Origin of the sequence: Deinococcus murrayi DSM 11303, from assembly GCF_000482805.1 — a bacterium.
Lineage (GTDB): Bacteria > Deinococcota > Deinococci > Deinococcales > Deinococcaceae > Deinococcus > Deinococcus murrayi.
The window spans coordinates 2,501-27,950 of sequence record NZ_AXWT01000024.1 but is presented as its reverse complement, the minus strand read 5'-3'; the positions used below and the strand labels follow the sequence as shown (position 1 = coordinate 27,950).

Genomic DNA, 25,450 nt, shown 5'->3' with positions numbered 1-25,450 from the left:
AAACAGGGCAGTCTAGCGTTCCGCAGGGCCGCCCGCAGAAGGGGGCTGGCCCACGATTTGCCCCGTCTCATCCAGCGCCGGGTAGGGTTCGCCCCGCTCGCGGTAGCTCGGCGCGAGGTCCGGGTAGGCCCACTCGAAGGCGAGACGGGCCAGGTCCTCCGGCGCAAGCTGCGGCGCGTCGTACATGCCCGCCAGCAGGCGCTGACGCTGGGCCTCGAAGAGGATGGTCGCGGCGGCCACCGACACGTTGAGGCTCTGGACCATCCCGTACATCGGAATGACGATGTTGGCGTCGGCGGCGTCGGCGGCCTCGTCGGAAACGCCCCACTTCTCGGCCCCCAGCAGCACGCAGGTCGGGCGGGTGTAGTCGGGGTCGCGGTAGTCCACGCTGCGCTGTGAGAGGTGGGTGGCGAGGACCTGAAAGCCCCGGCCCTGCAAGGCCCGCACCGCCCCCAGCGCGTCCGGGTGAGACCGCACCGGCACCCACTTGTGGGCGCTGCCGGAAGTGGCGGCGTAGGTGTGCCCCTCAAAGGTGGCGAGCTGCCCGCCCTTGGGGGGCACCGCGTGGGCTTCAAGCACGCCCACCGCGTCGCAGGTCCGCACGATGGCCGAGAGGTTGTGGGGCTTATGGACCTCGTCCATCAGCACGGTCAGCGTGGGCTGGCGCCGCCGCAGCACCCGCAGAATCTTTTGGTAGCGTTCGGGCGTCATCGGGCCAGAGGCTAGCGCACGGTGCTCAAGCCCCGCTCAACCCCCCGCGGCCCAGCCCTCAGGCCCGGTCAGCTCGCGGGTGCTAGCACTGGGGGTATGAAGGTTGCCCTCCCGCTTGCCGCCCTGCTGACCTCTGCTGCCCTCACCGCCCCAACCGGGCGGGACGTGAGCCGGGCCGCGACCCGCGCCGCCGAAGCGCTGGGCGGCGTGTTGCGAACCTGTCCGGCCAGCTTCTCGCGGGTGGGCACCCCGGACAAGCAATGTGTGGGGGCCGCGGGCAGCGTCGAAGCGGTGCGCGGCCAGCTCAGCGCGGCGCTGGGGGGCGACCTCTACGGGGTGTGGCGCAGCCGCGACGGGCAGCGCAGCGTCTACAACTGGGTCCGCACCCCCGGCGGCTACGTGTATCTGCGCGTGCAGCCTGACCCCGAAGGCCGCGCCGGGTCGCTGCTGTATCTCGACCTGCCGCCGCAGAGCGCGGGGGGCCAAGCCACCCCCCAGGCCGAGCCTGCCAAGCCCGCCGTGACAGTGACGCCTCAGGCACAGACGCCCCCGCCAGCTCCGGCTGCCCGCGCCCGCAGCGCCCCCGCTGCGCAGCCCACCCCAACCCCCCGCCCGGCCCCGGCTGCGACGCCCGCGCCCCGTTCGCTCGCCCCAGTCCCCTTCACCCGCAGCCTGCGCCTGCAAGCCCAGCGCCTCAACGGGGCAGATGTCCGCGCCGTCCAAGACCGCTTGATTGCCCTCACCCGTCCCAGTGGTGGCGGGCGCGGCGACGGTTGGTACGGCCCGGTCACGGCGGCCACGGTGCGGGCCTTCCAAGCCGCCAACGGCCTCCCAGTCACGGGCACAGTGGACCGCGCCACCTGGGACCGCCTCTTTAGCGAGGAGGCCAAGCCCTTCCCCGCCAGCAGCATCGCCCTGCCCTGAGAAGGCCGCCCCCCGCTGCCGAAAAAAGCTCCCGCACAGAGTCGGGAGCGCAGGACCCGACTTCACCCGGTCGGGTTGTGTTGTGAGACACCCTCAGTGTGCGGGGGGCAGATGCGAAGCTGATTTGGCGGCCATGGGGGAGCCTTCATGCGCGTCCCCCCGGTCCGGCCTGGGGAGCGGGGAGCGGGGGGGCAGGCGGGGTGGTGCACTCGACTGGATTCGAACCAGTGGCCTGCCCCTTAGGAGGGGGCCGCTCTATCCAACTGAGCTACGAGTGCGGAGCGGCAGAACGTGCGCCTCGGCGCGGGCCAGAGTATAGCAGGGGGGCGGACGCGGAAGACGCCCTCCCCCCCCTTCCTGCCCGCCTTAGCGGTTCATGATGTGAATCGCCTGTTTGTGAACGGCTTCGGCGGCCTCCAGCACCGTCTCGCCCAGGGTGGGATGGGCGTGGATGGTGAGGGCGATGTCGGTGGCGGTCGCAGCCATCTCCAGCGCGAGGCTGGCCTCGCCCAGCATGTCGGAGGCGTGCGGCCCCACGATGTGCACGCCGAGGAGCAGGTCGGTGTCCTTTTCGACGACCATCTTCACGAAGCCGTCGGTCTGCTGCAAAGTCATCGCCCGGCCCGACGCCGAGAGGGGGAAGACGCCGGTCTTGACCTCGTAACCCTTTTCCTTGGCTTCGGCCTCGGTCAGGCCCACCCAGGCGAGTTCGGGCGAGGTGTACACCACGCCGGGGATGGCGACCGCATCCTGCGCGGCGGGCTTCCCGGCGATGACCTCGGCGGCGACGAGGCCTTCTTTCATTGCCTTGTGGGCCAGCATGGGGTTGCTCGCCACGTCGCCGATGGCGTAGATGTGCCCCACGTTGGTGCGCTGCTGCGCGTCGGCGGGGATAAAGCCTCGGTCGGTGACGTGCACGCCCGCCGCCTGCGCGTTCAGGCCGTCGGTGCGGGGACGGCGGCCCACCGCCACGAGCACCCGGTCAAAGACCTCCACCCGCTTTTCTCCGGTCTTGACGTTCTCGATTTCGACGTGAATGCCGTCGTCCTTTTTCACGGCGGAGTTGGCTTTCGTTTCGGTCTCGAACTCGATGCCCTGCTTTTTCATCGCCTTGCCGAACTCGCGGGCGGCGTCGGCGTCCGCGCCGGGGATGATGGTGGGCAGGAACTCGATGATGCGGACCTTGGAGCCGAGGTTGTTGTAGACGTGCGCGAACTCGAAGCTGATGACGCCGCCCCCCACGCACAGCATCCGCGCCGGGATGGGGTCCGGCACGACGAGCGCCCCAGTCGAGTCCACGATGCGCTCTTGGTCGACCTCGATGCCCGGCAAGCGGGCGGGTTCCGACCCGGTGGCGATGATGATGTTCGCCGCCGTGTAGGTCTGGTCGCCGACCTTCACGGTATGCTCATCCACGAAAGAAGCGTGGCCCTTCAGGTGCGTCACCCTATTGGCCTTAAAAAGGCTACTCACGCCGCCCGTGAGCTTCTTGACGATGCCGTCTTTCCAGCCGTTGAGCTTGGCAATATCGAGGGTCTGTTCGCCAAAGGAGAGGCCAAACTCGGCGGCGTGGCGGGCCGCCGCCATCTGCTCGCCCGCGTGCAGCAGCGCCTTGGTGGGGATGCAGCCCACGTTGAGGCACACCCCACCCACCGAGTCGCGCTCGGCGCAGGCCACCTTAAGGCCGAGTTGCGCTGCCCGAATCGCCGCGTGGTAGCCGCCCGGCCCGGCCCCAATCACGAGCACATCAAAATCCATCTGCTTGGTCATGGAGGGTAGTCTACTGCCCCCCCGCAGGCACGCCCGCCCCCGCCGCCGAAAGTCAGAGTGCGGGCAGCCATCAGCGCGGCTGGTCAGTCCGGGCAGGCGGGACGCTCCGCCTCCAGGAAGTCCGTCACCACCCGGTTGAGGACCCACCAGCCCCCCGGCGTGGCCCGCAGCCGGTCGCCTTCCAGGGCGAGCAGGCCACGGGCCACGTTCGCGGCGATGGGAGCGGCGTAGCGGGTCCGCACGTCCACCCCGCTGCGGCGCGAGAGGTCGGCCAGGTCGAGGCCCGCCCGCAGCCGCAGCCCCATAAAGAGGGCGTCGGTCACGTAATCCTCCGGCAAGACCGCCTCCGCCTCGCCCTGCCCGCCCACGAGCCAGTCGTGGAGATGGGGATTGGTGCGGCGCAGGGTGAGGGCGGCTTCTCCCGGAGCCGCCGGGTAATGCCCCGCCGCCCCCGGCCCCAGCCCCAGGTAGGTGCGCCCCTCCCAGTAAGCAAGGTTGTGGCGCGACTCCTGGCCGGGGCGGGCGTAGTTGCTGATTTCGTAGCGGGAAAAACCGAGGGCCGTCAGGCAGGCTTCCGTCTCCTCGAAGCCCCGGCGCTCGTCCTCCTCCTCCACCGTCACGCCCCGGCGGGCGAACTCGGTGCCCGGCTCGACCGTCAGGGTGTAGGCGCTGACGTGCCCCACCCCCAGCTCGACGAGGCCGCGAATATCGGCCTCCAGCGGTTGCCCCGGCACCGCCGTGATGAGGTCGCCGCTGACGCGAAAGCCCGCCCCCACCAGGGTCGTGACCGCCTCCCGCGCCTGCCGGGCATCGTGCTGGCGGCCCAGAAACTTCAGGGTGGCGTTATCGAGGCTCTGCACGCCCACCGAGGCGCGGTCAAAGCCGAGGTCACGCCACAGAGCCGCCCGCGCCGGGCTGACCGTGCCGGGGTTGATCTCCAGGGTGTTCTCGGCACGTCCCCAGCCCAGGTGACGGCGCACGCTCTCCACCAGCCCCGTCAACTCCGCGTCGCGCAGGAAGCTGGGGGTGCCACCGCCGATATAAACGGTATCGAGGTCGACCGCGTACGCGCCCGCCAACCATGCCGATTCCTCCTCCAGCCGCTCCAGGTACCGCTCGACCAGTCCGGCCCGCCGCGTCAAAACGTGAAAGTCGCAGTAGGGGCAGATGGTGGGGCAGAAGGGGACATGAACGTAGAGATGGCGAACGGTGGGGTCGAGGGCGGGCACAGGGGCAGGGTACGCGGTGGGCGGGAGGCGGATTGGGGGCCTACCGCCCGTGCGGGGTGGCGTCCATCCAGGCTTCCAGGGCAGCCCGCACCCCCTGCGGCGGAGCCACCACAACGGGCACACCCAGCGACGCAGCGGCGCTCGCGGCGGGACACTCGCCCGCCGCGCCGCCGAGGTCCAGGGCCGCCGTCCAGGCCGGGAAGGAACCGCCCTCGCGGTAGACAACGCCGCCCCCATCCTCCACCGTCCGCTCCGGCAGGATGACCTCTGGCCCGGCGGACAGCGCCCGCTCTCCGACGACCACGGCCCCACGCACCCGCCCTTCCCCCAGAGCCGCGAGCAGGGGCGTCAGGCCCTCGTGCACAAGCAGGCGGACCTCACCCTTACCGTCTACGGCCCCCAGCGCGGTGGGCAGCTCGCGGGCCGACTCCGGGGGGGCGGCGACCAGCCAGCGGTGGCCCCCCGCCCGGCCCTCAAACAGGGCGCAGGCCGAGCCGTAAAGGTCGGTCCAGATGCGGGTGCAGTTCATGGGAGCCAGGATAGCGGGCGCGTCCCCAACCGTTTTGCGGCGCTGGCAGGACAGACCGGGAACGAGTGCCCGCGTTTGTTACAGTCGGGGGGTGAGCACCGAATCCCTCCAGCCTCTGGCCTCCGCCCTGGCGGCACCCCTGCTGCGCGAACTGCGCGGCGTGATGGCCCGGCACGGCGTCCTCAGCCTGCGCGCCCGCGCCGGAGAGACGGGGTCCCTGACCCTGGGCGCGGGCGGCGTGGCCCGCCCCACCGCCCTCCACCTGACCTGGGCGCACCCAGACGACCTGCCCCGGCTGCGGCGGGCGGCGGCCCTCCCTGCCGAGGCGAAGCTGGAAGAAGAACGCGACGAGGGGACCTTTTACGCTGACCTCCTCATGGCCTTGCTGCGTCTGAATGTGGGCCGGGCCGAGTTTGGCCTGGAGAGCCGTCTCGCCTTCGTGCCCGACGCCCAGGAACCGAGCGGCGTGGCCTTTGTGGGAGAGGGAATCGTCTTCGCGCCCCAGCCGACTTAGACGGACTCCGATGGAGAGGTTGACAGGTAAGCCCCTCATCCGAGCAAAGTGGGGAGGAGAAAACGGGTTCCGGGCGGCGAGACCCACCCCAGCGCTGCCCCAATCTCCGAGCGGGCGAGGGTGTGACATTTGACAGAGAGTTGACCCCCCATCCTCAGCGGCCCAGACGGTAGGCCATGGACAAAAGAAAAGCCCCGTCAGAGACGGGGGATTCGGTGGCGCACCCTGTAGGACTCGAACCTACGACCGACCGCTTAGAAGGCGGTTGCTCTATCCAACTGAGCTAAGGGTGCAGACTTGGGGTGGGGATAAAAAAAGCCTCCGCGGGGGAGGCTCAAATCTGGAGCGGGATCACGGATTCGAACCGAGGCCAGAAGCTTGGAAGGCTGCTGTGCTACCACTACACCAATCCCGCTCACCTGCTTGCGCGTGCGTGCCTCTCCCGGAGGAGAAATGGTCGAGGCGACTGGATTCGAACCAGCGACCCCTTGGTCCCAAACCAAGTGCGCTACCGGCCTGCGCTACGCCTCGTCCTGCTTCGCCTGCGCGGGCCGCATGATAGCAAAGAAGGGGGCGGCCCTGTCCAGAGGGAAAGGCTCGCCGCGGAGTATGCTGGGAGGCTGTGAACGCGGCGGCCCGCTTGAAAACCTATCTCGACCTCGTGAAGTTCGAGCACACCGTGTTCGCGCTGCCCTTCGCTTATGCGGGAATGCTGCTGGCGAGCATGCAGGAGCAGGGCACGGGCTGGCCCGGCTGGGACGTGCTGCTGTGGGTCACCGTGGCGATGGCCGCAGCGCGCACGGCGGCAATGGCGGCCAATCGGGTCATTGACCGCTTCATTGACGCCCGCAACCCGCGCACGGCGGGCCGTGAGATTCCGAGCGGCAAGGTGAGTCCGGCCCAGGCCTGGGGGCTGGTGGTCATCAGCCTCGCGGTGCTGGCCTTCGCGGCGGCGCAGCTCAATCCCCTGTGCCTCGCGCTGATGCCGCTGGCGGTCCTCTTCCTGATTGGGTACCCGTACACCAAGCGCTACACCTGGCTGTGTCACGTATGGCTAGGGGTCACCGACGGAGCGGCGGCGGCAGGCGGCTGGATTGCAGTGACGGGCGAGTTCGCGCCCGGTGCGTGGCTGCTGTGGGCGGTCGTCCTCTTTTGGATGGTCGGGCTGGACGTTCTCTATGCCACCCTCGACGAGCGCTTTGACCGCGCCCACGGCATCCAGAGCATTCCCGCCCGCTTCGGCATTCCCCGCGCCCTGCGAATTGCCGCCCTCAGCCACGCCCTCACCTTCGCGCTGCTGCTCGCGGTGGGGGTCGCGACAGGCGCGAGCTTCTGGTACTTCCTCGCGGCCCTGGTGATGGGGGGCATCCTGCTCTACGAACACCGCATCGTCGATCCCCAGGACCTCAGCCGCGTCAATGTGGCTTTCTTTGACGCCAACATGTGGCTGGCCCTCACCATGCTGGCGGGGGTCATCCTGGACGTGACGTGGCGCACGCTGACCTGAGGGGCCTCGCCCTGGGGGAGGCGGTGCCGCCCGCCGCGGCCCAGGCCTTTCGGGACGGCGAGGAGCGCCGTGCTCTCACCGAGTTGCGCCGTGCTCAAGCGCGGGAAGAAGCGGGAAGCCTGCGCTGGGCCGTGCTGGAGCGGCTGTGCGGGCTGGTGCTCATTCACCTGCTGCGGGAGGTCGAGGGGACCTTTGCGCTGGAGCGGGCCGACCCCGTGCTCGACGCGGCGGGCCTCCCCCGCCCCGGCCTGGAGTGGCTGAGCGAAGGCGCGGACCCAGAAGGCCAAGACAGCGGCCCTCCGGAAGCGGCCCAGGCCCTAGAATCCCCTTCGTGAAGGGTGGGGGGAGGGGCGAAGCTTGACGCTGGAGAGTTCAGAAACTGAGTTTGCAGCCACCTACGCGCCCTACGCCGCCGAGGGCGTGCTCTATCCTGGACGCGAGGGCAGCCCGCTGCTGGAGTTTGCGGCGGGGGGCCGGGTGCTCTATCTCTTTGACCGCAGCGGTCCCTACGCGGCCCGGCCCGGCCCGGCCCGCTTCATCATCCACGGCCTGCTCGACCCGGACGGCACCCAGCTCCTGACAGAGCACGAGGAGCCAGCCGAGCGGCTGGATGTTGTGGGAGTCTCCGCTGTCGCGGGACAGGGCGTGCTCCTGCAGGTAGGGCGCCTCAACTGGGTGGTGCGGGCGCGGGTGCCCCTCGTGCTGGGAAGCTTCATTCCCCTGCCCCCCGCCCAGCCGGGCGACTGGGTGGCTTTTCGCACGCTGCCTCCCCTCCACGGCTTCCTGCCTCCCTTGCCCTGACCTCACCCCAAAGGGGGTGAGAAAGCCATGTGAGGGGGGTGGGTCTTTACCCAAAGCGGAGGGCTGGGGCATAGTGGGAAGCGAGCCATGACGCACCTGCTGCTGCCGTTGCCTGCCGAGCCTGCCGTGCCGGAGCAGGCGTGCTTGGTGCTTGCAGACCTGGTGGGCAGCACGGCCATCGCCCACGCCCTGCCGCTGGGCACCTACACCGCGCTGATGGCCGAGCTGGTGCAGGTGCTGATGCTGAGTTTTGAGCTGCGCGGCGGGCGGGTCTTGCAGCACCAGGGGGACGCGGTGCTGGCCCTCTGGCCTGCCGAGGCGACCGCGCAGGCCCTTTGTGCAGCGGGCGAGGCCCATGAGCGGGCCGGAAGCCTGGGCCTCGCCGCGTCGCTGGGGCTGCAGCTTCAGTTGCGGTTGGGCATAGCGGTTGGCGAGGTCATCACGGGCGTGGTGGGCGGGCAACCCAGCGCCTACGGCCTCCCCGTCAACTACGCCCGGCGGCTATGCGACGTGGCAGAGCCGGGTGAAACCCTCATCTGTGCCGACGCCGTAGGGCTGCTGAGCGCGGCCCTCCCCTGCGTGCCCCGGACTCTTCCTCCCCTGCGCGGCTTCGGTCCCGAATGTCGCGCTTACCGGGTCCTGGCCCCCAGCGCGCGCGTCACCCCCATGAAAACTGGTTAAGCGGTCGGGCCGTCTTCTCATGAGAACGGTTCATAGACTGACCGCATGGAACGCAAGCCCCTGGTCCTCGTCATTGAGGACGAAAAAGACATCGCCCGCTTCATCGAACTGGAGCTGGCCGCCGAAGGGTACGCCACCGAAGTGGCGTTCGACGGCGTGACCGGCCTGAGCAAGTTTCGGGAGGTCAACCCGGACCTCGTCATTCTCGACCTGATGCTCCCTGTCCTTGACGGCCTGGAAGTTGCTCGGCGCATCCGCAAAACCAGCAACACGCCCATCATCATTCTGACGGCCAAAGACGGCATTCAGGACAAGGTCGAAGGCCTGGATTCGGGAGCCGACGACTACCTTATCAAGCCCTTTTCCATCGAGGAACTGCTGGCCCGTGTCCGCGCTCACCTGCGCCGAGTCAACCCTGCCGTCACCGGCGAAGTGCGGGTCGCCGACCTGGTGATGAACCTCGACGGGCGCGAAATCTTCCGGGGAGGGCGGCGGGTCGAACTCTCGGCCAAAGAGTTTGAGCTGCTGGAGCTGCTCGCCCGCAACCCCGGCAAGGTCTTTTCCCGCTTCGAAATCGAGGAGAAAGTCTGGCCCGAATACACCGGGGGCAGCAACGTCGTCGACGTGTACATCGGTTACCTGCGCCGCAAGCTCGAAGAGGGCGGTGAACGGCGGCTTATTCACACGGTGCGCGGGGTGGGGTACGTCCTGCGCGAGGAGTAAGCGGCGCGGGCGTGGCGCACCGACACTGCCGGGCACGTCAGGAAGGCCTGACGCGCCCGGCCCGCTTCCGTTCTGCCCCCTGGAGGTGCAGTCATGAGCCTGCGTTGGCGGCTGACCGTGTTCTATACCGCCCTGGTGGCCCTGGTGCTCGCGGCGGTGTCGGTCGCGGGGTTTCTCACCATCCGGGGCAGCCTGCTGGGCAACCTGGCGCGGGAACTCAACAACTCGTACCTGCTGCTGCGGGACGTGGTGCCGGGCCTCAACCTCAAAGACCCCTCGACCTCCGAGGAACGGGACGCGGCGGGGATTTTGCCACGGGCGGTCTACCTCTTTCCGGACGACGCCATTCAGGTCGAGGAACTCCCCACCTACGACCTGACCTCGCTGCAAGAGGCGTTTGCCCAAGCGCAAAGCCCTCAGGCGCGGCGGCAACTCCTGAACTTCGTCCGCAGCCAGGCGAGCAGCCGCCGTCAGTTCATCCGCATGAGCGAAGACAACGCCGTGCGGCTTTCCGACGAGGAACTTGCCCGCCTCATCGGGTCCCCGAACGGGCGCCTCCTGGTCGACCGGGAGGTGCGTGACCCCTACACCGAGGTGAGCCGCCCCCACCGCTTTTTGGTGGTGTTGGGACCGCTGCAACTCGACCCCGGTGCGCCGCCCAATCTCGCCATTGCCTACATCGGGCGGCGGCTCGACCCGGCCCTGCGGACCCTGGCGCAGTTGCAGCGGGGGGTGTTGGCCCTCAGCCTGCTGGGGCTGCTCGCGGCGGCGCTGGGCGCTTACGTGCTGGCGGGCCGAGCGCTGCGTCCCCTGCGGGAGGTGCGCCAAGCGGCAGAGGGCATCGGCGGGCAGAACCTGGATGAGCGGGTACCCGTGCCGCCCACCGGCGACGAGGTCGAAGCCCTCGCGCAGGCCCTCAATGCCATGCTGGCGCGGCTGCAAGCCAGCTTCGAGGCGCAGCGCCGCTTTACCTCGGACGCCAGCCACGAGCTGCGCACCCCCGTCACGGCGATCAGCGGGCACGCGGGCTACCTGCTGCGGCGCACCAACCCCACCGGGCAGCAGCGCGAGAGCCTCAACATCATTCGGTCCGAGTCCGAGCGCCTCACCAACCTGATTGCGAGCTTGCTGGAACTCGCCCGCTCGGACAGCGGAGCACTCACCCTCACCCGCCAACCCATCCTCTCGACCCTCTTTCTGGGCGAGGTGGCCCGCGAACTCGCGCCCCTCGCCCAGGCCCAGGGCACCGAGCTGCGCGTCACGGGCGAGGAAGTCCCCTTTGAGGGCGACCCCGACCGCCTCAAGCAAGTCCTGATCAACCTGGTGGGCAACGCGCTCAAGGCCGGGGCCAGCACCGTCACCCTGACGAGCACCGCGCAAGACGGGGGCCGCGAGGTGCGCCTGAGCGTGGCCGACGATGGCCCCGGCATCCCGCCGGAGCATCTTTCTCGCCTCTTTGACCGCTTCTACCGGGTGGAAGACAGCCGCAGCCGCGACGCGGGCGGGGCTGGCCTGGGCCTGAGCATCGCCAAAGGCATCGTGGACGCCCACGGCGGGCGCATCTGGCTGGAGAGCGAGGTCGGGCGGGGGACGGTCGCCCACGTGCAGCTTCCGGTGGGGGACGGGCCGGGGCTGGAGGAAGGCGACGTGCCGTGAGGGTCCAGCGGGCGGGCCGAGGGAGGCCCCCGCCGCCCCCTTCCCGCTGACCGCTGACAGAAAGTGACGCGCATGCCCCGGTTTGCAAACCGGGGTCTAGCGGCACCCGCCCGGTAGGGCGGCGAAGCCGAAGGCCCCCGGTTCTGTGGCAGGCTAAAAGGGCAATGCCCCCACGCCGCGCTAACGGCTGGGAGCGTGGCAAAGCGGCTGGAGACCGCTTCGCATGTCAGAGACTACCATCGTGCGCGTATTTCGATACCGCCTGTACCCCACCAAGCCCCAAGAGGCCGCCATGTTTGAGACATTGCGCCTCACCCGCACGCTGTACAACGCGGGACTGGAACAGCGCCGGGAAGCGTACCGCAAGCACGGCAAGACCCTCAGCGCCTACGACCAGCAAAAGGAACTCACCGCGCTGAAGGAAGCCTGCCCGGAGTTCAGCGGGGTCTATTCTCACGTCTTGCAGGACGTGTTCGACCGGCTGGACAAGGCGTACAAGGCGTTTTTCAGCCAGGTCAAGAAGGGCGCAAAGCGGGCCGGGTTCCTGTTTCAACTCTCCAGCAAGGCTGAAAGTGCTGGCCGGAGAGTCATCGCCGTAGACCCCCGCGACACGTCGCAGCGCTGCCATGCCTGCGGGCATACGGGGAAGGAAAACCGCGTGAACCAAGCGACCTTCCGGTGCGTGCAATGCGGCCATACGGCGAATGCCGACCACAATGCGGCAAAGAACATCCTGGGACGGGCCGTCCCTTCAGCCCTTAACGGTAGCGGGGTATCGCATGCCGTGGTCTGAGAAGCCCCACCCTTCAGTGCGGGGAGTGGTCACCTACCCCAGCATCAGCGCGTGCAGCTCCTCCATCAGCGCCTCGCCCTCGGCGGTCGTGCGAGCGACCAGGAAGATGGTGTCCTCGCCCGCGATGGTGCCGACGATGTCGTCGCGGCGCAACTGGTCGAGCAAGAGGGCCACTCCGGTGGCGTGGCCGTCGGCGGTGCGAATCACCAGGATATTCTCGCCGCGGTCGACGTCCTTGACGAAGTTCTGAAAGAGGCGACCAAGTTCTTCCTCGACCCCCTGATGGCCCGCCATCTGCGCGAGGGCGTAGCGGTGGCGGCCCTTGCCGACGGGCACCCGCACCAGCCGCAGCTCGTTGATGTCGCGGCTGACGGTGGCCTGGGTCACCTGCACGCCTTCCGAGCGCAAACGCTCAACAAGTTCGGCCTGGGTGGAAACGCTCTCGCGGGCGACGATGTCCTGAATGAGCTTCTGGCGCTGGTCCTTGCTGAGCATCCCGCCCATGCTATGCAGCGGGCGTGAATAAGGCAATCAAGCGGCGAGCCGTCAGCCTTTAGCCCGCGGCCTCCTGCCCTCGGCGCAGCCGCCGCGCCCCGTCGAGCAAGCGCCGGGCCACCTCACGCTTGCTCAGGCGCGGCCAGGCCTCGTGCGAGCCGTCGGGTCGCACCAGGGTGACCTCGTTGTCGTCGCTGCCAAACGCCGTGCCCTCCCGCGTGGGGTAGTTCAGGAGGATGAAGTCGGCGTTCTTGCGCCGCGCTTTGGCGGCGGCCCGCTCGATGCCCGCGTGCGTCTCCATCGCAAAGCCCACCAGCACGCGCTTCCCCTTCTCCTGGCCCAGCTCCGCCAGAATGTCGGGGTTGGGGGTAAGGCGCAGGGTCACGTCGCCCGCGACCTTGGCCTGTTTCTCGGTCTGCGCTGCGGCGGCCCGGTAGTCGGCCACCGCCGCCGTCATGACGACGATGTCGGCGTCCCTCGCGGCTTCTTTCACCGCGTCCCGCAGCTCCAGCGCCGTCTCGATGCGCCGGACCGTCAGGCCGGGCGGGTCGGGGAGGCTCACTGGCCCCGTCACCAGGGTGACGCGAGCACCCCGGTCCCGCGCTTCCTCGGCCACCGCAAAGCCCATCTTGCCGCTGCTGGGGTTGCTGATAAAGCGCACCGGGTCAAGGTACTCGCGGGTGGGTCCGGCAGACACGACGACGTGCAGGCCCGCGAGGTCTTGCGGGGAGGTCGGGGGGTCCAGCAGCGCGAGCACCGCCCCCGCAATCTCCTCTGGCTCGGCCATGCGGCCCAGGCCCGCCCCCTCTCCCGCCGTGCCAAAGGCCCCCACCACCGGTCCCAGAAAGCGGTGGCCCCAGCCGCGCAGCCGCTCGGCATTGGCCTGCACCGCCGGATGGGTCCACATCTGCTCGTTCATGGCGGGCACCCACAGCACGGGCGCGCGGACGCTGAGCAAGGTGGCCGAGGCGAGGTCAGACGCGTGGCCCCCCGCGGCCCGCGCGAGCAGGTCGGCAGAGGCCCCCACCACGACGGCAGCGTCGACCCGCGCGAGCGTGAGGTGCTGGGCGTCGGGGCGCGGGGCGAACCAGGTCCGGTCGGTGGCGACCTCGCCCGCGGCGGCCGTGGCGAGGCTGAGTTCAGTGACAAAGGCGAGGGCCGCTGAGGTCGCAATCACCCGCACCTGCGCCCCACCCTCGCGCAGTCGCCGCAGCACGGCGGGCGCTTTGATGGCAGCGACGCTGCCCCCCACGATGACAAGCACGCGGGGGCCAGAAGCGGGGGGCAGTGCCGAGGCAAACGGGGCGGGCACGGTCACCCGCTCAGTCTAGAGGGCTGGCGGGCACCCCCCCCCAGCAAAAGCAAAAGCTCCTGCGCCCGTTGTGCTCCTGCTCTACACTCCGCTCATGACCACAACCCTGAATCCAGCCGAGCGCGTGCTCGCCGTTCCCGAAGAGGCGGCCCGCTGGGAGACCTATGCGGGGCGCTTTGAGGCGCTGCTCGCCGCTGACCTCACCGCCGCGGCGGTCCCCGGCTGGCTGGCCGAGTGGAGCGCCCTGGAGGCCGAGCTGGCAGAAGCGGGCAGCAAGCTCGCCACCTTTGCCGATCTGCATACGGACGACGAGGCGGCCCAGGCCCGCTACGCCCGCTTTCTGGAGGACGTCTCCCCCCAGGCGCAGCGCACCGAGCAGGCCCTCACCCAGAAGCTGCTCGCCCTGCCCGGCTACCACCCCGCCCCCGACTTCGCCCTGACCTACCGCCGAATGCGGGACGCGGCAGCCCTCTTCCGCGAGGCGAACGTGGACCTCGCCGTGACGCACGAGGCGCAGATGAACCGCCACGGGGTGCTGACGGGCAACCAACGGGTTTTCTTGGAGGGCGAATCCCTGACGGTGCCACAGGCGCGCCAGCGCCTCGACCACCCCGACCGCGCGGTGCGCGAGGCCGCGTGGCGGGCGCTCGCCGCGAGCGGGGCGGAGGTGGCCCCGGCGCTCGACGCGCTGATGGCCGAGCTGCTCGTGACCCGCCGTCAGCTCGCGGCGAATGCGGACCTGCCGTCTTTCCGCGACTACATGTGGCGCAAGCTCGACCGGGTGGACTATACGCCGGACGATTGCCGCGCCTTTCATGAGGCGGTGCGCGAGGAGGTCGTGCCCCTCGCCGCCGAGCTGATGGGGGACATCGCGGCCCGGCTGGGGCTGGAGGCGGTGCGGCCCTGGGACTACAACCGCAACAATCTCCTCGACCCGGAAGGCCGCGAAGCGCTGAAGCCCTTTACAACGGGGGCCGAGCTAGAAGCGCTCGCGGGGCGGGCCTTTGACGGCCTTGACCCCGAACTCGCGGAGCGGTTTGCCGAGATGCGGGCAGGGGGTCTCCTTGACCTCGAATCGCGCCCCGGCAAGATGCCGCACGCCTACTGCCAGTACTTTCCGGTGGACAACCGCCCCTTCGTCCTGATGAACGTGGTGGGCACCGCCGAGGACGTGCGGGTCCTCTTCCACGAGGTCGGGCACGCCTTTCACGGCTTTCTCAGCGGGGCCGCGCAGCCGCTGGTGTGGAACCGCTGGAGTCCCATCGAGTTCGTGGAGATTCCCTCCATGGCGATGGAGTTCCTGACGCTGGAGCACCTGGGGCACGTCTTCTCGCCGGACGAACTCGCCCGCTACCGCGAAAAGCAGCTTCAGGGCGTCGTGGCCTTTCTGCCCTGGGCGGCGCAGATGGACGCCTTTCAACACTGGCTTTATGCCGAGGCGGGGGACGGCGTGACGGTCGCCGACCTCGACGCCAAGTGGCTGGAGCTGGATAAGACCTTCCACCCGTTCGTGAACTGGGAGGGGCTAGACGAGGGCCTGCGCGCGAAGGGCTGGCAGTACTTTCACATCTTCCGAGCACCCTTTTACTACATCGAGTACGCGATGTGTTCCCTCGCGGCGGTTGGGGTCTGGCGGCAGGCGCGGCAAGACCCGGCGGGGGCGCTGGAGCGCTACAAGGCCAGCTTGCGCCTGGGCAGCACCGTACCCGTGCCGGAGCTGTACCGCGCCGCCGGGGTTGAGTTCCGCTTTGACCGGGCGCACCTCCAGGACCTGATGGCCTTCTTGCGGGAGCGGCTGGCGAAAGAAAGCTGAGGGCCAGCCCCCTCGCCCCCAACTTCTGGCCTAGCCCGACCTGCGCCGTTTGGCCCATGCCTGGCTGACGGGCGGGGAGCACACTGGTGCCATGACCCCCTCAGCCCTGACCGCATTTCCTTTTGACCCGCAGGAGGCGTCCCCAGCCCAGCGGCGGGCGGTGGGGCAGCTTCTCGCCGAGAGCCATGCCTCCGCGCTGCCGACTGACCCACCCCTAGAGCCGGAGCTGGAAGCCCTCGCGCTGCGCCACGTCACGCCCGGCGAGGCGTCCCGGCAGGTGGCCGTCTGGAGCGGCGAACGGGCGCTGGCCTGGGGCCGCTTGGACTACAGCCACACCCAGAACCTGCACGCGGCGCACGCCCGCCTCGTCGTGCACCCCGACGCCCGGCGGCGGGGGCTGGGCCGCGCCGTCGCGGAGGCCTTGCGGGGCGCCGCCCGCGAGGAGGGCCGCCGCCTCGTCACCTTTAGCACCACCAGCCGGGTGCCCGCCGGGGAAGCTTTTGCCCGCTTTCTGGGGGCCGAACCCGCGCTGCCCATGCGCCAAAGCCAGCTCGACCTCGCCGGGCTGGAAGACGGTTTGCTGGCCCGCTGGAGCACCCGCCCGGCGGGGGACCCCTATCGTCTGCACCGGTGGCGGCGCATTCCCGACGGGTTCTTGCCCCGCATGGTGAACCTGATGGAGGTCATGAACACCGCGCCCAAGGGGGACCTGGAGGTGGACGACTGGCGCATCACCCCGGAGATGGTCCGCGCCTGGGAAGAGATGACCCAGGAGGCCGGCGAGGTGCGCTGGCTGCTCGCCGCCGAGGACACCCGCACGGGCGAGCTGGTCGGCTACACCGAGACCTTCTGGCACCCCACACGGGCCGCGCTGGTCTACCAAGGCGCCACCGCCGTGCGTCCGGGGGCGCGGGGACAGGGCCTGGGCCAATGGCTCAAGGCGCAGATGCTGCGGCACGTGCTTGCCGAGTGCCCCGGTGCCCGCTGGGTGCGGACGAACAACGCCGAGGAAAACGCGGCGATGCTGAGGATCAACGTGGCACTGGGGTTTCGGCCCTGGGCCAGCTTCACCGAGTGGCAACTGCGGTTGGGCTGATCCAGGGGGCATGGGCCGCTTAGACCAGGACGGGCGTGCGGTCCGGCTCGGCCTGGGCAGGGGTCGCCGGGCGGATGCGGCGGCGCACCCCGTCGGCGTACTCGGCCAGGTCACGCAGCATCTCGGAGATGCCTGAGCGCAGCAGGTACTGGCCGTCCGGCAGCGGGGCCAGCGCCAGGAAGGGAGCGCGGCTGAGGGTATCGAGGATGCTGCGCAGCTCGGCGGGGTTCACGCCGCTGCCCAGGCGCTCGGCGAGTCGGGGCAGCCCAATGATGCTGTGCGCGGGCTGCGCCGCCAGGGTCAGCAGCACGAAGGAAAAGGCCCCGCGCTGGGCGAGGTGTGCCCCCACCAGCTCGGAGACGCCCGCCGCCGCCTTGAGGTCGAGGTTGCCCGCCTCCCAGTAGGGCCGCAGGTCAAGGGGCGAGAGGGGCGCGAGCCGGGCGTGCTCCAGCAGGGCACTCAGGGCCTCGCGGGTCAGCTGCGGGGTTCCCACCTGTTGGCCCTCAGCCGTCAGCACGGCGCGGCAGTCGGCCCCGCGGTCCCAACCGGGGCGGCACGCCGCCTCGCTCAGGGCGACATGCACCACGTACCCAAACTCGCCCAGCTCGGCGGCCAGGCGCGCCACCCCCGGCGCGGCGTAGCTCAAGCGGTAGCCCGTGAGCGAGGCGAGTTCGGCGAGTTGCGCTTCGGGCGTTTCGGGCAGCGGGCCGGGGGTAGCCCCGCGGGGGGCGGGGCGGGTCGGCCCGGCCTGCTCCGTCACGGGCACGAGCGGCTCGCGGGCGGGGGCGTCCGGGAGGGGGGGCGGCGGGCTGGCCGGGCGCTCCGCTCTGGCGCTGGGCGGCCCCGGCTGGGCGGGCGCGGCCTGGGGCTGGGGCTGCGGGTACTGGGTCCGCACCTCGCGCACGTGCGGGGTGGCGGTCACGACCACCCGGCGCGGTTCGAGGGGCCGCTGGTGCTCTGGGCGTGGAATGGTGATGGGCGCGTGGGGTTTGACGATGGCTTCGACGCTGTAGCGGCCCGGCTCCAGCGGGGTGAGCATCAGTACGTCGTTCACGCCGAGGTTGGCGTCGTGGTAGAGGGGCTGCAAGCCGCGCACGACGCCCGCTGCACGGTCGACCTCGACCCGGTGCTCGCGGCCCCGGTCGTCCACGAAGACCGCCGGACCACTCTCCGGAAAGGCGGTTTCCAAATACTTCTGAAGCCGCAGGGTGCCTTCTTGGAGGCAGGGGCGGGTCAGGATGTAACGCATCTGCTTCATGCGGGGGACTCCTTCCGTAGGTTCCTTCCCTTGACAGCGGTCCGGGCACCGCCGGACACGCACAGGACACAAACTGAACGGCCTGAACTGTGAATCGTGGACACTGCTTCTCCCCAACCATAGCAGAGGCGGCCCCACCCACAAGAGTGAACTCTGCGACCAGAACGCGAAAATCTTGAGCGATGTGAAATGTTTTATCTCTCCTCCCCCACTGGGGGAAGCCGCTACACTCGCAGCATGACCAGCAGTGACCCGGCCCGGACCCCGCAGGCGCAGGCCCTCGACCTCGTGACCCGGTACTACGCGGCCTTTAACGCGGGAGATGCCGCCGGGATGCTCGGCTTGCTCACCGACGACGTGCAGCACGACGTCAACGAGGGCGAAACCCAGCGCGGCCTGGAGCCTTTTCGCGCTTTTCTGGCGAAGATGGACGCCCACTACCGCGAGCGGGCCAGCGACCTGGTCGTCATGGCGACGCCGGACGGCACCCGCGCCGCCGCCGAGTTCGTGATTCACGGCGAGTACCTTCAGACCGACCCCGGCCTCCCCGACGCGCGGGGCCAGACCTACGTTCTTCCCGTCGGCGCTTTTTTCGAGCTGCGCGGCGACAAGATTGCCCGCGTGACGAACTATTACAACCTCGCCGAGTGGACCCGGCAGGTCAGCGTGGGGGCGGAGCACGCTTGAGCCTCACGGTCACGCCCGTCAGCGGCGAGGCGCTGCGCTCGGCCCTGCCCGACCTCGCCCGGCTGCGGACCGAGGTCTTTCGCGAGTTTCCCTACCTGTATAGCGGCACGCCCGCCTACGAGGAGCGGTATCTCCAGACCTATCTGGAGGCACCCGGTGCCCTCGTGGTCCTGGTGCGTGACGGGTCCGAGGTGGTGGGGGCGAGCACGGCCCTCCCCCTCGCCGCCGAAACCGAGGCGCTTCAGCGTCCCTTCCGGGGGTCCGAGCTTGACCCCGGCGAGGTGCTGTATCTGGGCGAAAGCGTCCTGCGTGCTGCCTACCGGGGCCGGGGCCTGGGCCACCGCTTTTTCGACGAGCGGGAGGCCCACGCCCGGCGGCTGGGGCTTTCCGTCACCGCCTTTTGCGCGGTGCAGCGCCCGGCGAACCATCCTGCCCGCCCCGCCGATTACCGCCCGCTGAACGCCTTTTGGGAAGGGCGGGGGTACGTCGAGCGCCCCGACCTCGAAACCACGCTGAGCTGGCCCGACGTGGGCGAGACGCAGGAAACACCCAAGCCCATGCGCTTTTGGGTCAAGCGGCTGGACTGACCTCCCACGCAGCGCCTACGACTTCTTCTGCTGCTTCCACCCGTAGGACCGCACGGCATCCACCGCGAACCACACGGCCACCGCGCCCCAAATCAGGGCGGGGAGCCAGTTCTCGGCGAGGCCATAGCGCACGGCGGGTACCCCGCACAGCACAGCCAGCAGCACGCTGAGGGCGAAGACGATGTGGGGGGGCACGCGGCGACCGAACATGGGGACAGGGTAGCGGGCGGCCTCTGGCGGATTCCTGACCGTCCCCAGTGGCCCGGCATGCCAGACTCGGAGGCACGGATGCCAGACTACGACGTACTCGTGATGGGAGCGGGCCACAACGCCCTGGTGACGGCGGCCTACGCGGCCAGGGCCGGGCTGAAGGTGGGGGTCTTCGAGCGCCGCCATATCGTCGGGGGGGCGGTGAGCACCGAAGAACTGGTGCCCGGCTACCGCTTCGACTACGGGGGCAGCGCCCACATCCTGATTCGGATGACCCCGGTGGTGCGCGAGCTGGAGCTGACCCGCCACGGCCTGCATTACCTCGAAGTGGACCCCATGTTCCACGCCTCGGACGGCGAGACGCCATGGTTTGTCTGGCGTGACGCTGAGCGCACCGCCCGCGAGCTGGAGGCCCTCTTTCCCGGTCAGGGGGAGGCGTACCAGCGCTTCTTGAACGACTGGACCCCCTTTGCCCGCTCGGTGGCCGACCTCTTTAACTCGGCACCGGGGCCGCTGGAGATGGGCAAGATGGTGCTGGGCAGTGGCCGGGGCCGCGAGTGGCAGACCCAGCTCTCGCGCATCCTGCGGCCTTACGGGGACGTGGCGCGGGAATACTTCTCGGAAGAGCGGGTGCGGGCACCGCTGACCTGGATGGCGGCGCAAAGCGGCCCGCCGCCGTCGGACCCCCTGAGTGCGCCTTTTTTGCTGTGGCACCCCCTCTACCACGAGGGCGGGGTGGCGCGGCCCAAGGGCGGCAGCGGCGGCCTGACGCGGGCGCTGCGGCGGGCGATCGAGGATTACGGCGGCGAGGTCCACGTCAATGCCCCGGTGCGGCGGATTCTGGTGCGAGGGGGCAGGGCGCAGGGCGTCGAGCTGGAGGGGGGCGAGCGCTACACCGCCCGCGCGGTCGTCTCCGGTGCCCACATCCTGACGACGGCGGGGGCGCTGCCCGACGAGCACGTCCCGGAGGCGGCGCGGCGGGTGCGGGTGGGCAACGGCTTCGGCATGATTCTGCGGCTGGCCCTGAGCGAGAAGGTGCGCTACCGCCAGCACCACGAGCCGGAGTCGAGGGTGGGGCTGGGCCTCCTCATCAAGGACGAGCGGCAACTCGCGCAGGCGTACGGCGAGTACCTCGCGGGTGAGCCGACCCGTGACCCGCCCCTCATCGCCATGAGCTTTTCGGCGGTCGACGACAGCCTTGCGCCCCCCGGCGGCGAGGTGCTGTGGCTGTGGGCGCAGTACTACCCCTACGAGCTGGCCTCCGGCAGTTGGGAGACGCGCACGGCGGAAGCGCGGGAGAACATCCTGCGCTCGTTCGAGCACTACGCACCGGGCACGCGGGATACCATCGTGGGAGAACTCGTGCAGACGCCGCAGTGGTTGGAGACGAACCTCGGCCTGCACCGGGGCAACGTGATGCACCTGGAGATGAGCTTTGACCAGATGTTCGCCTTCCGGCCCTGGATGGCCGCGAGCGGGTACCGCTGGCCGGGCGTGGGGGGCCTGTACCTGACGGGCGCGAGCACCCACCCCGGCGGCGGCATCATGGGGGCGTCGGGGCGGAATGCGGCGCGGGTACTGCTGCGGGACCTGACCCGGCGGGGGTGGAAGTGACCTGGGGGGCGGGGCGGGGTGTAGGGCATCCCCCCCGGACGCCGCTTGCCCCGCCCTTGCTCCCCCCTCGCAGGTGCCCCGCATGACCCCCTCCCCCACCCTCCTGCGCTTCGGCCTCGCCTTCGCCGCCCTCGGCGTGGCCTTCCTGGGGGCGCTCCTCGTGCTGCGGGGCGCGGCGGTGGGGTGGGGCCTCATCGCCGTGGCCTTTCCCGCCTCGCTGGGGCTGGCGCTGGCCGGAGACGCGCTGGGGGGCGGCTTTGCGAGCACGCTGCGGACGCGCTGGGGGGCGCTTGCGGCGCAGATGCGGCCCTGGATGTGGTGGATGGTGGCCTACGTGGCGCTCAAGATTCCGGTCCCCCTCTGGCCCCAGGGGTTCCCACTGCTGGGGCTGCTCAGTACGGCGGCGCTGTGTGTGGCGGGGTGGCTCTACGCCGCCGAGCGGGTGGGAGCGCGGCGGGCGTGGGCGATGGCCGCGCTGTCGTTCGCGGTCGGCTGGGGGGTGGAGCTGCTGGGCAGCCGCACCGGGGTTCCCTTCGGGGTCTATTCCTACGGGACAGCGCCGCCGCCCACCCTCCTGACGGTGCCCCTCCTCGTGCCGCTGGGCTGGTTCGCCCTGACGCTGGCGGCCAGCCTCCTCGCCGGGGGGCGAGCGTGGCTCGCGGGGCTGCTGATGGTCGCGTGGGACGTGGGCCTAGAGCCGCTGATGACCGCCGAGCGCTACTGGCTGTGGCAGGACCCCGCGCCGCTGTGGGCGGGCGCGCCCCTCCAGAACTTCGTGGGCTGGTGGGGGGTCGGGACCGGGCTGAGCTGGGCCTTTACGCGCATTGCGCCGGGGTTGTTCCGGCGTCCGGCGGGGACGCCCTCCCCCCGCCCCGACCTCTCGCGCCTCTCCTTTACCACCGCCTACCCGATTGAACTCTTCTTCCTGCCGGGGGGCCTCGTCCTTGTCGGGCGCTTTCTGGAAGCCGGGGTCACGCTGGGGGCAATGCTGGCCGCCCTCCTCCTGGCGCGGGCGGTGCGGGGCCGGTCTGAGCGGGGGGGCGTGTGACGCCGGACCCGGTGGAAGCCCTGGTGCAGGCCTCCATCCGCCGCAGCCTCCGCCGCGGGCTGGGGGGCGTGTGGGTGCGCGGGGGGTGGCCGACGGGCGGAGCGGTCCTCGCCCCCAACCACCACTCCTGGTGGGACGGATACGTGCTGCGCGAGCTGGCGTGGCAGACCGGGACCGAGGCCCGCGTGCTGATGGCCCCCCGGCAACTCGCTCACTACCCCTTCTTGCGGCGGGTGGGGGCGCTGGGTGCGGGCGAGCTGCGGGCGGCGATGCGGGCGGCGCGGGCGGGGGCGTGGGTGGTGGTGTTTCCCGAAGGGGCCTTGCAACCCGCTGGCCCCCCCCGCGAGCTGCGGCCCGGCGCGGGCTGGCTGGCGCGGCAAGCGGGGGTCCCCCTCGTGCCCGTCGCCCTGCGGGTGAACCTGCGCGGACGCCCCCGCCCGGAAGCCTACCTGCGCTTCGGGGCCCCCACGCCCGCCGGGGCCTTGGCCGGGGCGCTCGCCCGCGAACTCGCCGCGTTGGACGCCGACCTGGCCTTGGGCGACCCGGAGCGGCCCCTGGCGGGTTACCTGCAGGTCTGCGGGGCGCCGCTGCCCGACCCGGCGCGGCCCGGCCTCGCCAGCCGCCTGCTCGCCCGGCTGACGGAGGGGCAGTGAGGGGGAGGCCTGGCCTCGCCCGCACCTACCGGGTCACGGCGGCGGGCTTTTTCGGATATAAGGCGCTGACCCTCCTCGTCAATGTGCTGACCTACCCCCGGCTCTCGCCCCGGCCCCTCCCTCCGGGGCGGCCCCGCGTGTCGCTGCTCATACCCGCCCGCAACGAGGCCCATAACCTCCCGCGCACCCTGCCGGGGCTGCTCGCGCAGGGCGCTGACGAGGTGCTCGTGCTCGACGACGGCAGCACGGACGGCACCGCCGAGGTGGCGCGGGCGCTGGGGGGGCGGGTCCTCACGGGCGCGCCCCTCCCCCCCGGCTGGCACGGCAAGCCCTGGGCCTGTCAGCAACTGGGGGAAGCAGCGACGGGCGAGCTGCTCGTCTTTACCGACGCGGACGTGGAATGGCACCCCGGTGCGCTGGGGGCCGTCTTGCACGAGTTCGCCCGCTCTGGAGCCGACCTCCTGAGCGTCTACCCGCAGCAGCGCCCCGTGACCCTCGGCGAGCGGCTGCTCACCCCGCTGGTGGACGCGGTCTTGCTGACCCTGCTCCCGCACCCGCTGCTGCGCTGGCCGCACCCCAGCGCCGCCGCTGCCAATGGGCAACTCATCGTGCTGCGGCGCGAGACCTACCGCCGGGTGGGGGGGCACGCGCTGGTGCGCTCGGAACTGCTCGAAGATGTGGCCTTTGCCCGCCGGGTCAAGGCGCGGGGGGGGCGCCTGGGGCTGGCGCTGGGGCGCGGGGCGCTCTCGGTGCGGATGTACCGGGGGTACCCGGACTCGGTGGCGGGCTTCGGCAAGAATATGGGGTCCTTTCACGGGCGCTCGCGGGCGCTGCTCGCCGCCTCGCTGGGATGGCACCTCGCGGCGTACACGCTGCCCTGGCTGCTGCCGGGGCGCACGCCGGGGGTGTGGCTGCTGCGCTTCGCGGGGCTGGCCGAGCGCCCAGCGGTCAACCTCCTCACCGGACGCCGCCGCCCCGCCGACCTCGCCGAGGGGCTGCTCGCGCCGGTCACGCCCCTGCTCGCGCTCCCCGTGTATCGTCGGGCCATGCGGCGCAAGGTGGCCTGGAAGGGCCGGGAGTACCAGCAGTGAGGGGCCCCAGATGAGTCCCCGCACCCGCCATGTCGCCGTCATCGGGGCGGGCTTCGCGGGCCTCGCGGCGGCGCTGCGGCTGGCGCAGGCCGGAGCGAGGGTCACCGTGCTCGACGCCCTGGAGCGGCCCGGCGGCAAGGCGGCGCTGGGCTACGAAGACTTTTCCAGCGGCCCCACCGTGGTCACCATGCCGCAGGTGTTCCGCGGCCTGCACGCCCGGCTGGGGTTGGAGCTGCCCCCGCTGGAGGCCGCCCGTCCCACCACCACCTACCACGCGCCGGGGGGCCGCACCTTCGCCCCCGAAGCGCTGCACGTCGCCGGAAGCCTGGAGCCAACGCTCGCGCAACTCTCCCGCCAGGAGGCCCGCGACTATACCCGGCTGCTGCGGGCCGCCCGGCGGATGTACCGGGACGCTGCCCCCACCTTTCTCTTCGGGCCGCCGCCGAGTCGCCTCCAGCTCGCCCGCTACGCCCTCACGCGGGGCTACCGGGCGGCCCCCTGGCAGAGCCTCGCCCGTTTCGTACGCAGCGGCCCCTTCCTAACCCCCTTCTGGCTGCGCTTCGCCACCTATCTGGGGGCCGACCCCTACCGCGCCCCCGCCGTCTTGCACAACATCTCCTGGGTGGAGCTGGGCGACGGGGTCTGGCACCTGGAGGGCGGGCTGGGGGCGCTCGCCGGGCGGCTGCACGCGCGGGCCGCAGCGCTGGGGGTGCGCTTCGAGTTCGGCACGCGGGTGCAGCTCCTGAGCGCCCACGGCGGGCGGGTGTTGGGGGCGCACACCAGCCGGGGGGCCTTTGCCGCCGACGCCTGGGTCAGCGCCGCCGACCGCGCCCTCACGCGCGGCTGGCTGGGGCTGCCCCCCGACCGCGCCCCCCGCGGCCTGAGCGGGTTCGCCCTGCAACTGCGCCTCGCTGCAGACCGGGGCCACGCCCACCACATCTTCTGGCCTGCCGACTATGCCCGCGAGTGGCGCGACCTCCGCGCCGGGCGGCTGCCGGGGGACCCCACCCTTTACCTGCACCTCGACGGCGACCGGGCCTTCCTGCTCGTGAACGCGCCGGCCCGCCCGGAGATTGCCGGGAACCCCCGCGAGTACGGCGGGTTCCTGCTGCGCCAGCTTCAAGCCCGCTTTCCGCTGGAGGTGTCCGAGTGGCAGCCCCTCTCGCCCGCCGACTACGCCCGCACCGGGGTGGGGGGGGCGCTGTACGGCCAGGCCCCGCACGGGCTGCGCGGCAGCTTGCGCCCCGGCTGGCGGCTGCCGGGTGCCCGCAACCTCGTGCAGGTGGGAGGCACGGTGCACCCCGGCGGGGGGGTGCCCCTCTCGCTCCTGAGTGGCTGGAACGGAGCCGGGCAGTTGCTGGGCTTGGGCTACGACGACCTGGGGGACCGGGACGTGCCGGGGGATGACGAGACGTGGGCGACATGGGTGCCTTGAAGTCCCTCGCGGCCCTCCCCGAACCCCCACCCCGCCCCGGCTCCGGGCACTTGCAAGACTGGGCGCGGGCGCCGCTGCCGCTGCTGGAGGAGGGGGCGCGGCGGGCACGCGAGGGCGGCGGCAGCCTCTTTCGGTTGCGGTTAGGTCTGCCCGCCGTCGTGGGCTTCAGCCCGGAGTGGAACCGCCGGGTGCTGACCGACCTGGCGAGCTTTCGCAGCGCGGGAACCTTTCCTCGCCTGGTGCCCCACCTCGCGGGCGGCATCGTCCTCACCGACGCGCCCGAGCACCGCGCCCGCCGGGGAATCCTCAACCC

Annotated in this window: 27 protein-coding genes and 4 tRNA genes (1 of these 31 only partly in view); 19 read left to right on the top strand and 12 right to left on the bottom strand. The window is 70.9% G+C overall.

Annotation, left to right across the window (positions count from 1 at the left end; all coding sequences use genetic code 11):
- Positions 1-12 precede the first annotated feature (12 nt).
- Positions 13-711 carry a tRNA (guanosine(18)-2'-O)-methyltransferase TrmH gene (gene trmH / locus H565_RS0106075; protein WP_027460255.1) on the bottom strand — a complete coding sequence of 233 codons (699 nt, stop codon included), beginning with the start codon at positions 709-711 and terminating at the stop codon, positions 13-15.
- 96 nt (positions 712-807) lie between these two features.
- Here trmH and H565_RS0106070 point away from each other — a divergent pair, with 96 nt between their 5' ends.
- Positions 808-1,635, top strand: a complete 828-nt coding sequence (locus tag H565_RS0106070) for a peptidoglycan-binding domain-containing protein (protein ID WP_027460254.1) — start codon at positions 808-810, stop codon at positions 1,633-1,635.
- A 201-nt stretch (positions 1,636-1,836) separates the two neighbouring features.
- Here the strand turns inward: H565_RS0106070 and H565_RS0106065 are convergent.
- The 4 genes from H565_RS0106065 to H565_RS0106050 all read right to left on the bottom strand — a co-directional run bounded on the left by H565_RS0106065 (position 1,837) and on the right by H565_RS0106050 (position 5,163).
- Positions 1,837-1,913, bottom strand: a tRNA-Arg gene (locus H565_RS0106065).
- 88 nt (positions 1,914-2,001) lie between these two features.
- A complete protein-coding gene (lpdA, locus tag H565_RS0106060) occupies positions 2,002-3,405 on the bottom strand; it encodes a dihydrolipoyl dehydrogenase (protein ID WP_027460253.1) in 1,404 nt (467 codons plus the stop codon).
- Positions 3,406-3,488: 83 nt separating this feature from the next.
- Complete coding sequence (gene hemW / locus H565_RS14485) at positions 3,489-4,634, bottom strand: radical SAM family heme chaperone HemW (RefSeq protein ID WP_034408564.1); 1,146 nt, start codon at positions 4,632-4,634, stop codon at positions 3,489-3,491.
- Between the two features lie 40 nt (positions 4,635-4,674).
- On the bottom strand, positions 4,675-5,163 hold the full coding sequence (locus tag H565_RS0106050) for a hypothetical protein (protein ID WP_027460252.1): 489 nt from the start codon (positions 5,161-5,163) through the stop codon (positions 4,675-4,677).
- Between the two features lie 91 nt (positions 5,164-5,254).
- Here H565_RS0106050 and H565_RS0106045 point away from each other — a divergent pair, with 91 nt between their 5' ends.
- Positions 5,255-5,677: a hypothetical protein gene (locus H565_RS0106045; protein WP_027460251.1), complete on the top strand. Its 423-nt coding sequence runs from the start codon at positions 5,255-5,257 to the stop codon at positions 5,675-5,677.
- Positions 5,678-5,893: 216 nt separating this feature from the next.
- On the opposite strand, the gene H565_RS0106040 is transcribed toward H565_RS0106045, so the two are convergent.
- The 3 genes from H565_RS0106040 to H565_RS0106030 all read right to left on the bottom strand — a co-directional run bounded on the left by H565_RS0106040 (position 5,894) and on the right by H565_RS0106030 (position 6,208).
- Positions 5,894-5,970: transfer RNA gene (locus tag H565_RS0106040), tRNA-Arg, on the bottom strand.
- Positions 5,971-6,018: 48 nt separating this feature from the next.
- Positions 6,019-6,092, bottom strand: a tRNA-Gly gene (locus H565_RS0106035).
- 39 nt (positions 6,093-6,131) lie between these two features.
- Positions 6,132-6,208, bottom strand: a tRNA-Pro gene (locus tag H565_RS0106030).
- Between the two features lie 91 nt (positions 6,209-6,299).
- Between H565_RS0106030 and mqnP the strand changes: the two genes are divergently transcribed.
- The 7 genes from mqnP (at position 6,300) to H565_RS0105995 (ending at position 11,838) form a co-directional block, all read left to right on the top strand.
- On the top strand, positions 6,300-7,184 hold the full coding sequence (gene mqnP / locus H565_RS0106025) for a menaquinone biosynthesis prenyltransferase MqnP (protein ID WP_027460250.1): 885 nt from the start codon (positions 6,300-6,302) through the stop codon (positions 7,182-7,184).
- Positions 7,166-7,519 carry a hypothetical protein gene (locus tag H565_RS0106020; RefSeq protein ID WP_027460249.1) on the top strand — a complete coding sequence of 118 codons (354 nt, stop codon included), beginning with the start codon at positions 7,166-7,168 and terminating at the stop codon, positions 7,517-7,519. Before mqnP ends, H565_RS0106020 begins: the two co-directional genes overlap by 19 nt.
- A 22-nt stretch (positions 7,520-7,541) precedes the next feature.
- Positions 7,542-7,985 carry a hypothetical protein gene (locus H565_RS0106015; protein ID WP_027460248.1) on the top strand — a complete coding sequence of 148 codons (444 nt, stop codon included), beginning with the start codon at positions 7,542-7,544 and terminating at the stop codon, positions 7,983-7,985.
- An 87-nt stretch (positions 7,986-8,072) separates the two neighbouring features.
- Positions 8,073-8,666: an adenylate/guanylate cyclase domain-containing protein gene (locus tag H565_RS0106010; RefSeq protein ID WP_027460247.1), complete on the top strand. Its 594-nt coding sequence runs from the start codon at positions 8,073-8,075 to the stop codon at positions 8,664-8,666.
- 45 nt (positions 8,667-8,711) lie between these two features.
- Entirely contained in the window at positions 8,712-9,389 is a 678-nt protein-coding gene (locus H565_RS0106005; protein WP_010887388.1) for a response regulator transcription factor, read from the top strand.
- Positions 9,390-9,482: 93 nt separating this feature from the next.
- The gene (locus H565_RS0106000) at positions 9,483-11,045 is read left to right on the top strand and encodes a sensor histidine kinase (protein ID WP_027460246.1); all 1,563 of its coding nucleotides are present in this window, start codon (positions 9,483-9,485) and stop codon (positions 11,043-11,045) included.
- A gap of 223 nt (positions 11,046-11,268) precedes the next feature.
- On the top strand, positions 11,269-11,838 hold the full coding sequence (locus H565_RS0105995) for an RNA-guided endonuclease InsQ/TnpB family protein (protein WP_027460245.1): 570 nt from the start codon (positions 11,269-11,271) through the stop codon (positions 11,836-11,838).
- 33 nt (positions 11,839-11,871) lie between these two features.
- On the opposite strand, the gene argR is transcribed toward H565_RS0105995, so the two are convergent.
- Complete coding sequence (argR, locus tag H565_RS0105990) at positions 11,872-12,333, bottom strand: arginine repressor (protein WP_027460244.1); 462 nt, start codon at positions 12,331-12,333, stop codon at positions 11,872-11,874.
- A gap of 58 nt (positions 12,334-12,391) precedes the next feature.
- Positions 12,392-13,651, bottom strand: a complete 1,260-nt coding sequence (gene coaBC, locus H565_RS0105985) for a bifunctional phosphopantothenoylcysteine decarboxylase/phosphopantothenate--cysteine ligase CoaBC (RefSeq protein WP_425387389.1) — start codon at positions 13,649-13,651, stop codon at positions 12,392-12,394.
- A gap of 88 nt (positions 13,652-13,739) precedes the next feature.
- On the opposite strand from coaBC, the gene H565_RS0105980 reads away from it, so the two are divergent.
- Entirely contained in the window at positions 13,740-15,458 is a 1,719-nt protein-coding gene (locus H565_RS0105980; RefSeq protein WP_027460242.1) for a M3 family oligoendopeptidase, read from the top strand.
- 91 nt (positions 15,459-15,549) lie between these two features.
- Positions 15,550-16,554: a GNAT family N-acetyltransferase gene (locus tag H565_RS0105975; RefSeq protein WP_027460241.1), complete on the top strand. Its 1,005-nt coding sequence runs from the start codon at positions 15,550-15,552 to the stop codon at positions 16,552-16,554.
- A gap of 19 nt (positions 16,555-16,573) precedes the next feature.
- On the opposite strand, the gene H565_RS14480 is transcribed toward H565_RS0105975, so the two are convergent.
- Positions 16,574-17,812 carry a hypothetical protein gene (locus H565_RS14480; protein ID WP_245576172.1) on the bottom strand — a complete coding sequence of 413 codons (1,239 nt, stop codon included), beginning with the start codon at positions 17,810-17,812 and terminating at the stop codon, positions 16,574-16,576.
- A gap of 237 nt (positions 17,813-18,049) precedes the next feature.
- Between H565_RS14480 and H565_RS0105965 the strand changes: the two genes are divergently transcribed.
- Together H565_RS0105965 and H565_RS0105960 are read left to right on the top strand one after the other, a co-directional pair.
- Positions 18,050-18,499, top strand: a complete 450-nt coding sequence (locus tag H565_RS0105965; RefSeq protein ID WP_051363443.1) for a ketosteroid isomerase-related protein — start codon at positions 18,050-18,052, stop codon at positions 18,497-18,499.
- Positions 18,496-19,086: a GNAT family N-acetyltransferase gene (locus tag H565_RS0105960; protein ID WP_027460239.1), complete on the top strand. Its 591-nt coding sequence runs from the start codon at positions 18,496-18,498 to the stop codon at positions 19,084-19,086. The genes H565_RS0105965 and H565_RS0105960 overlap by 4 nt, the downstream gene beginning before the upstream one ends.
- A gap of 15 nt (positions 19,087-19,101) precedes the next feature.
- Here H565_RS0105960 and H565_RS0105955 read toward each other — a convergent pair whose 3' ends face one another.
- Positions 19,102-19,296, bottom strand: a complete 195-nt coding sequence (locus H565_RS0105955) for a hypothetical protein (protein ID WP_027460238.1) — start codon at positions 19,294-19,296, stop codon at positions 19,102-19,104.
- Between the two features lie 78 nt (positions 19,297-19,374).
- Between H565_RS0105955 and H565_RS0105950 the strand changes: the two genes are divergently transcribed.
- From H565_RS0105950 to H565_RS0105925, 6 genes are all read left to right on the top strand, one after another.
- Positions 19,375-20,910 (top strand): phytoene desaturase family protein, encoded by a 1,536-nt coding sequence (locus tag H565_RS0105950; protein WP_027460237.1) that lies wholly within the window; start codon positions 19,375-19,377, stop codon positions 20,908-20,910.
- 82 nt (positions 20,911-20,992) lie between these two features.
- Positions 20,993-21,958: a carotenoid biosynthesis protein gene (locus H565_RS0105945; RefSeq protein WP_027460236.1), complete on the top strand. Its 966-nt coding sequence runs from the start codon at positions 20,993-20,995 to the stop codon at positions 21,956-21,958.
- Positions 21,955-22,611, top strand: coding sequence for a lysophospholipid acyltransferase family protein (locus H565_RS0105940; RefSeq protein WP_245576171.1), 657 nt, complete (start codon positions 21,955-21,957; stop codon positions 22,609-22,611). Before H565_RS0105945 ends, H565_RS0105940 begins: the two co-directional genes overlap by 4 nt.
- Positions 22,608-23,702, top strand: a complete 1,095-nt coding sequence (locus H565_RS0105935; RefSeq protein WP_027460234.1) for a glycosyltransferase family 2 protein — start codon at positions 22,608-22,610, stop codon at positions 23,700-23,702. The genes H565_RS0105940 and H565_RS0105935 overlap by 4 nt, the downstream gene beginning before the upstream one ends.
- Positions 23,703-23,712: 10 nt before the next feature.
- A complete protein-coding gene (locus tag H565_RS0105930) occupies positions 23,713-25,137 on the top strand; it encodes a phytoene desaturase family protein (RefSeq protein ID WP_027460233.1) in 1,425 nt (474 codons plus the stop codon).
- Positions 25,125-25,450: the start of a cytochrome P450 gene (locus H565_RS0105925; protein ID WP_034408570.1), read on the top strand. It continues 853 nt past the right edge of the window; only the first 326 of its 1,179 coding nucleotides appear in the window; the start codon lies at positions 25,125-25,127; the stop codon falls past the right edge of the window. The genes H565_RS0105930 and H565_RS0105925 overlap by 13 nt, the downstream gene beginning before the upstream one ends.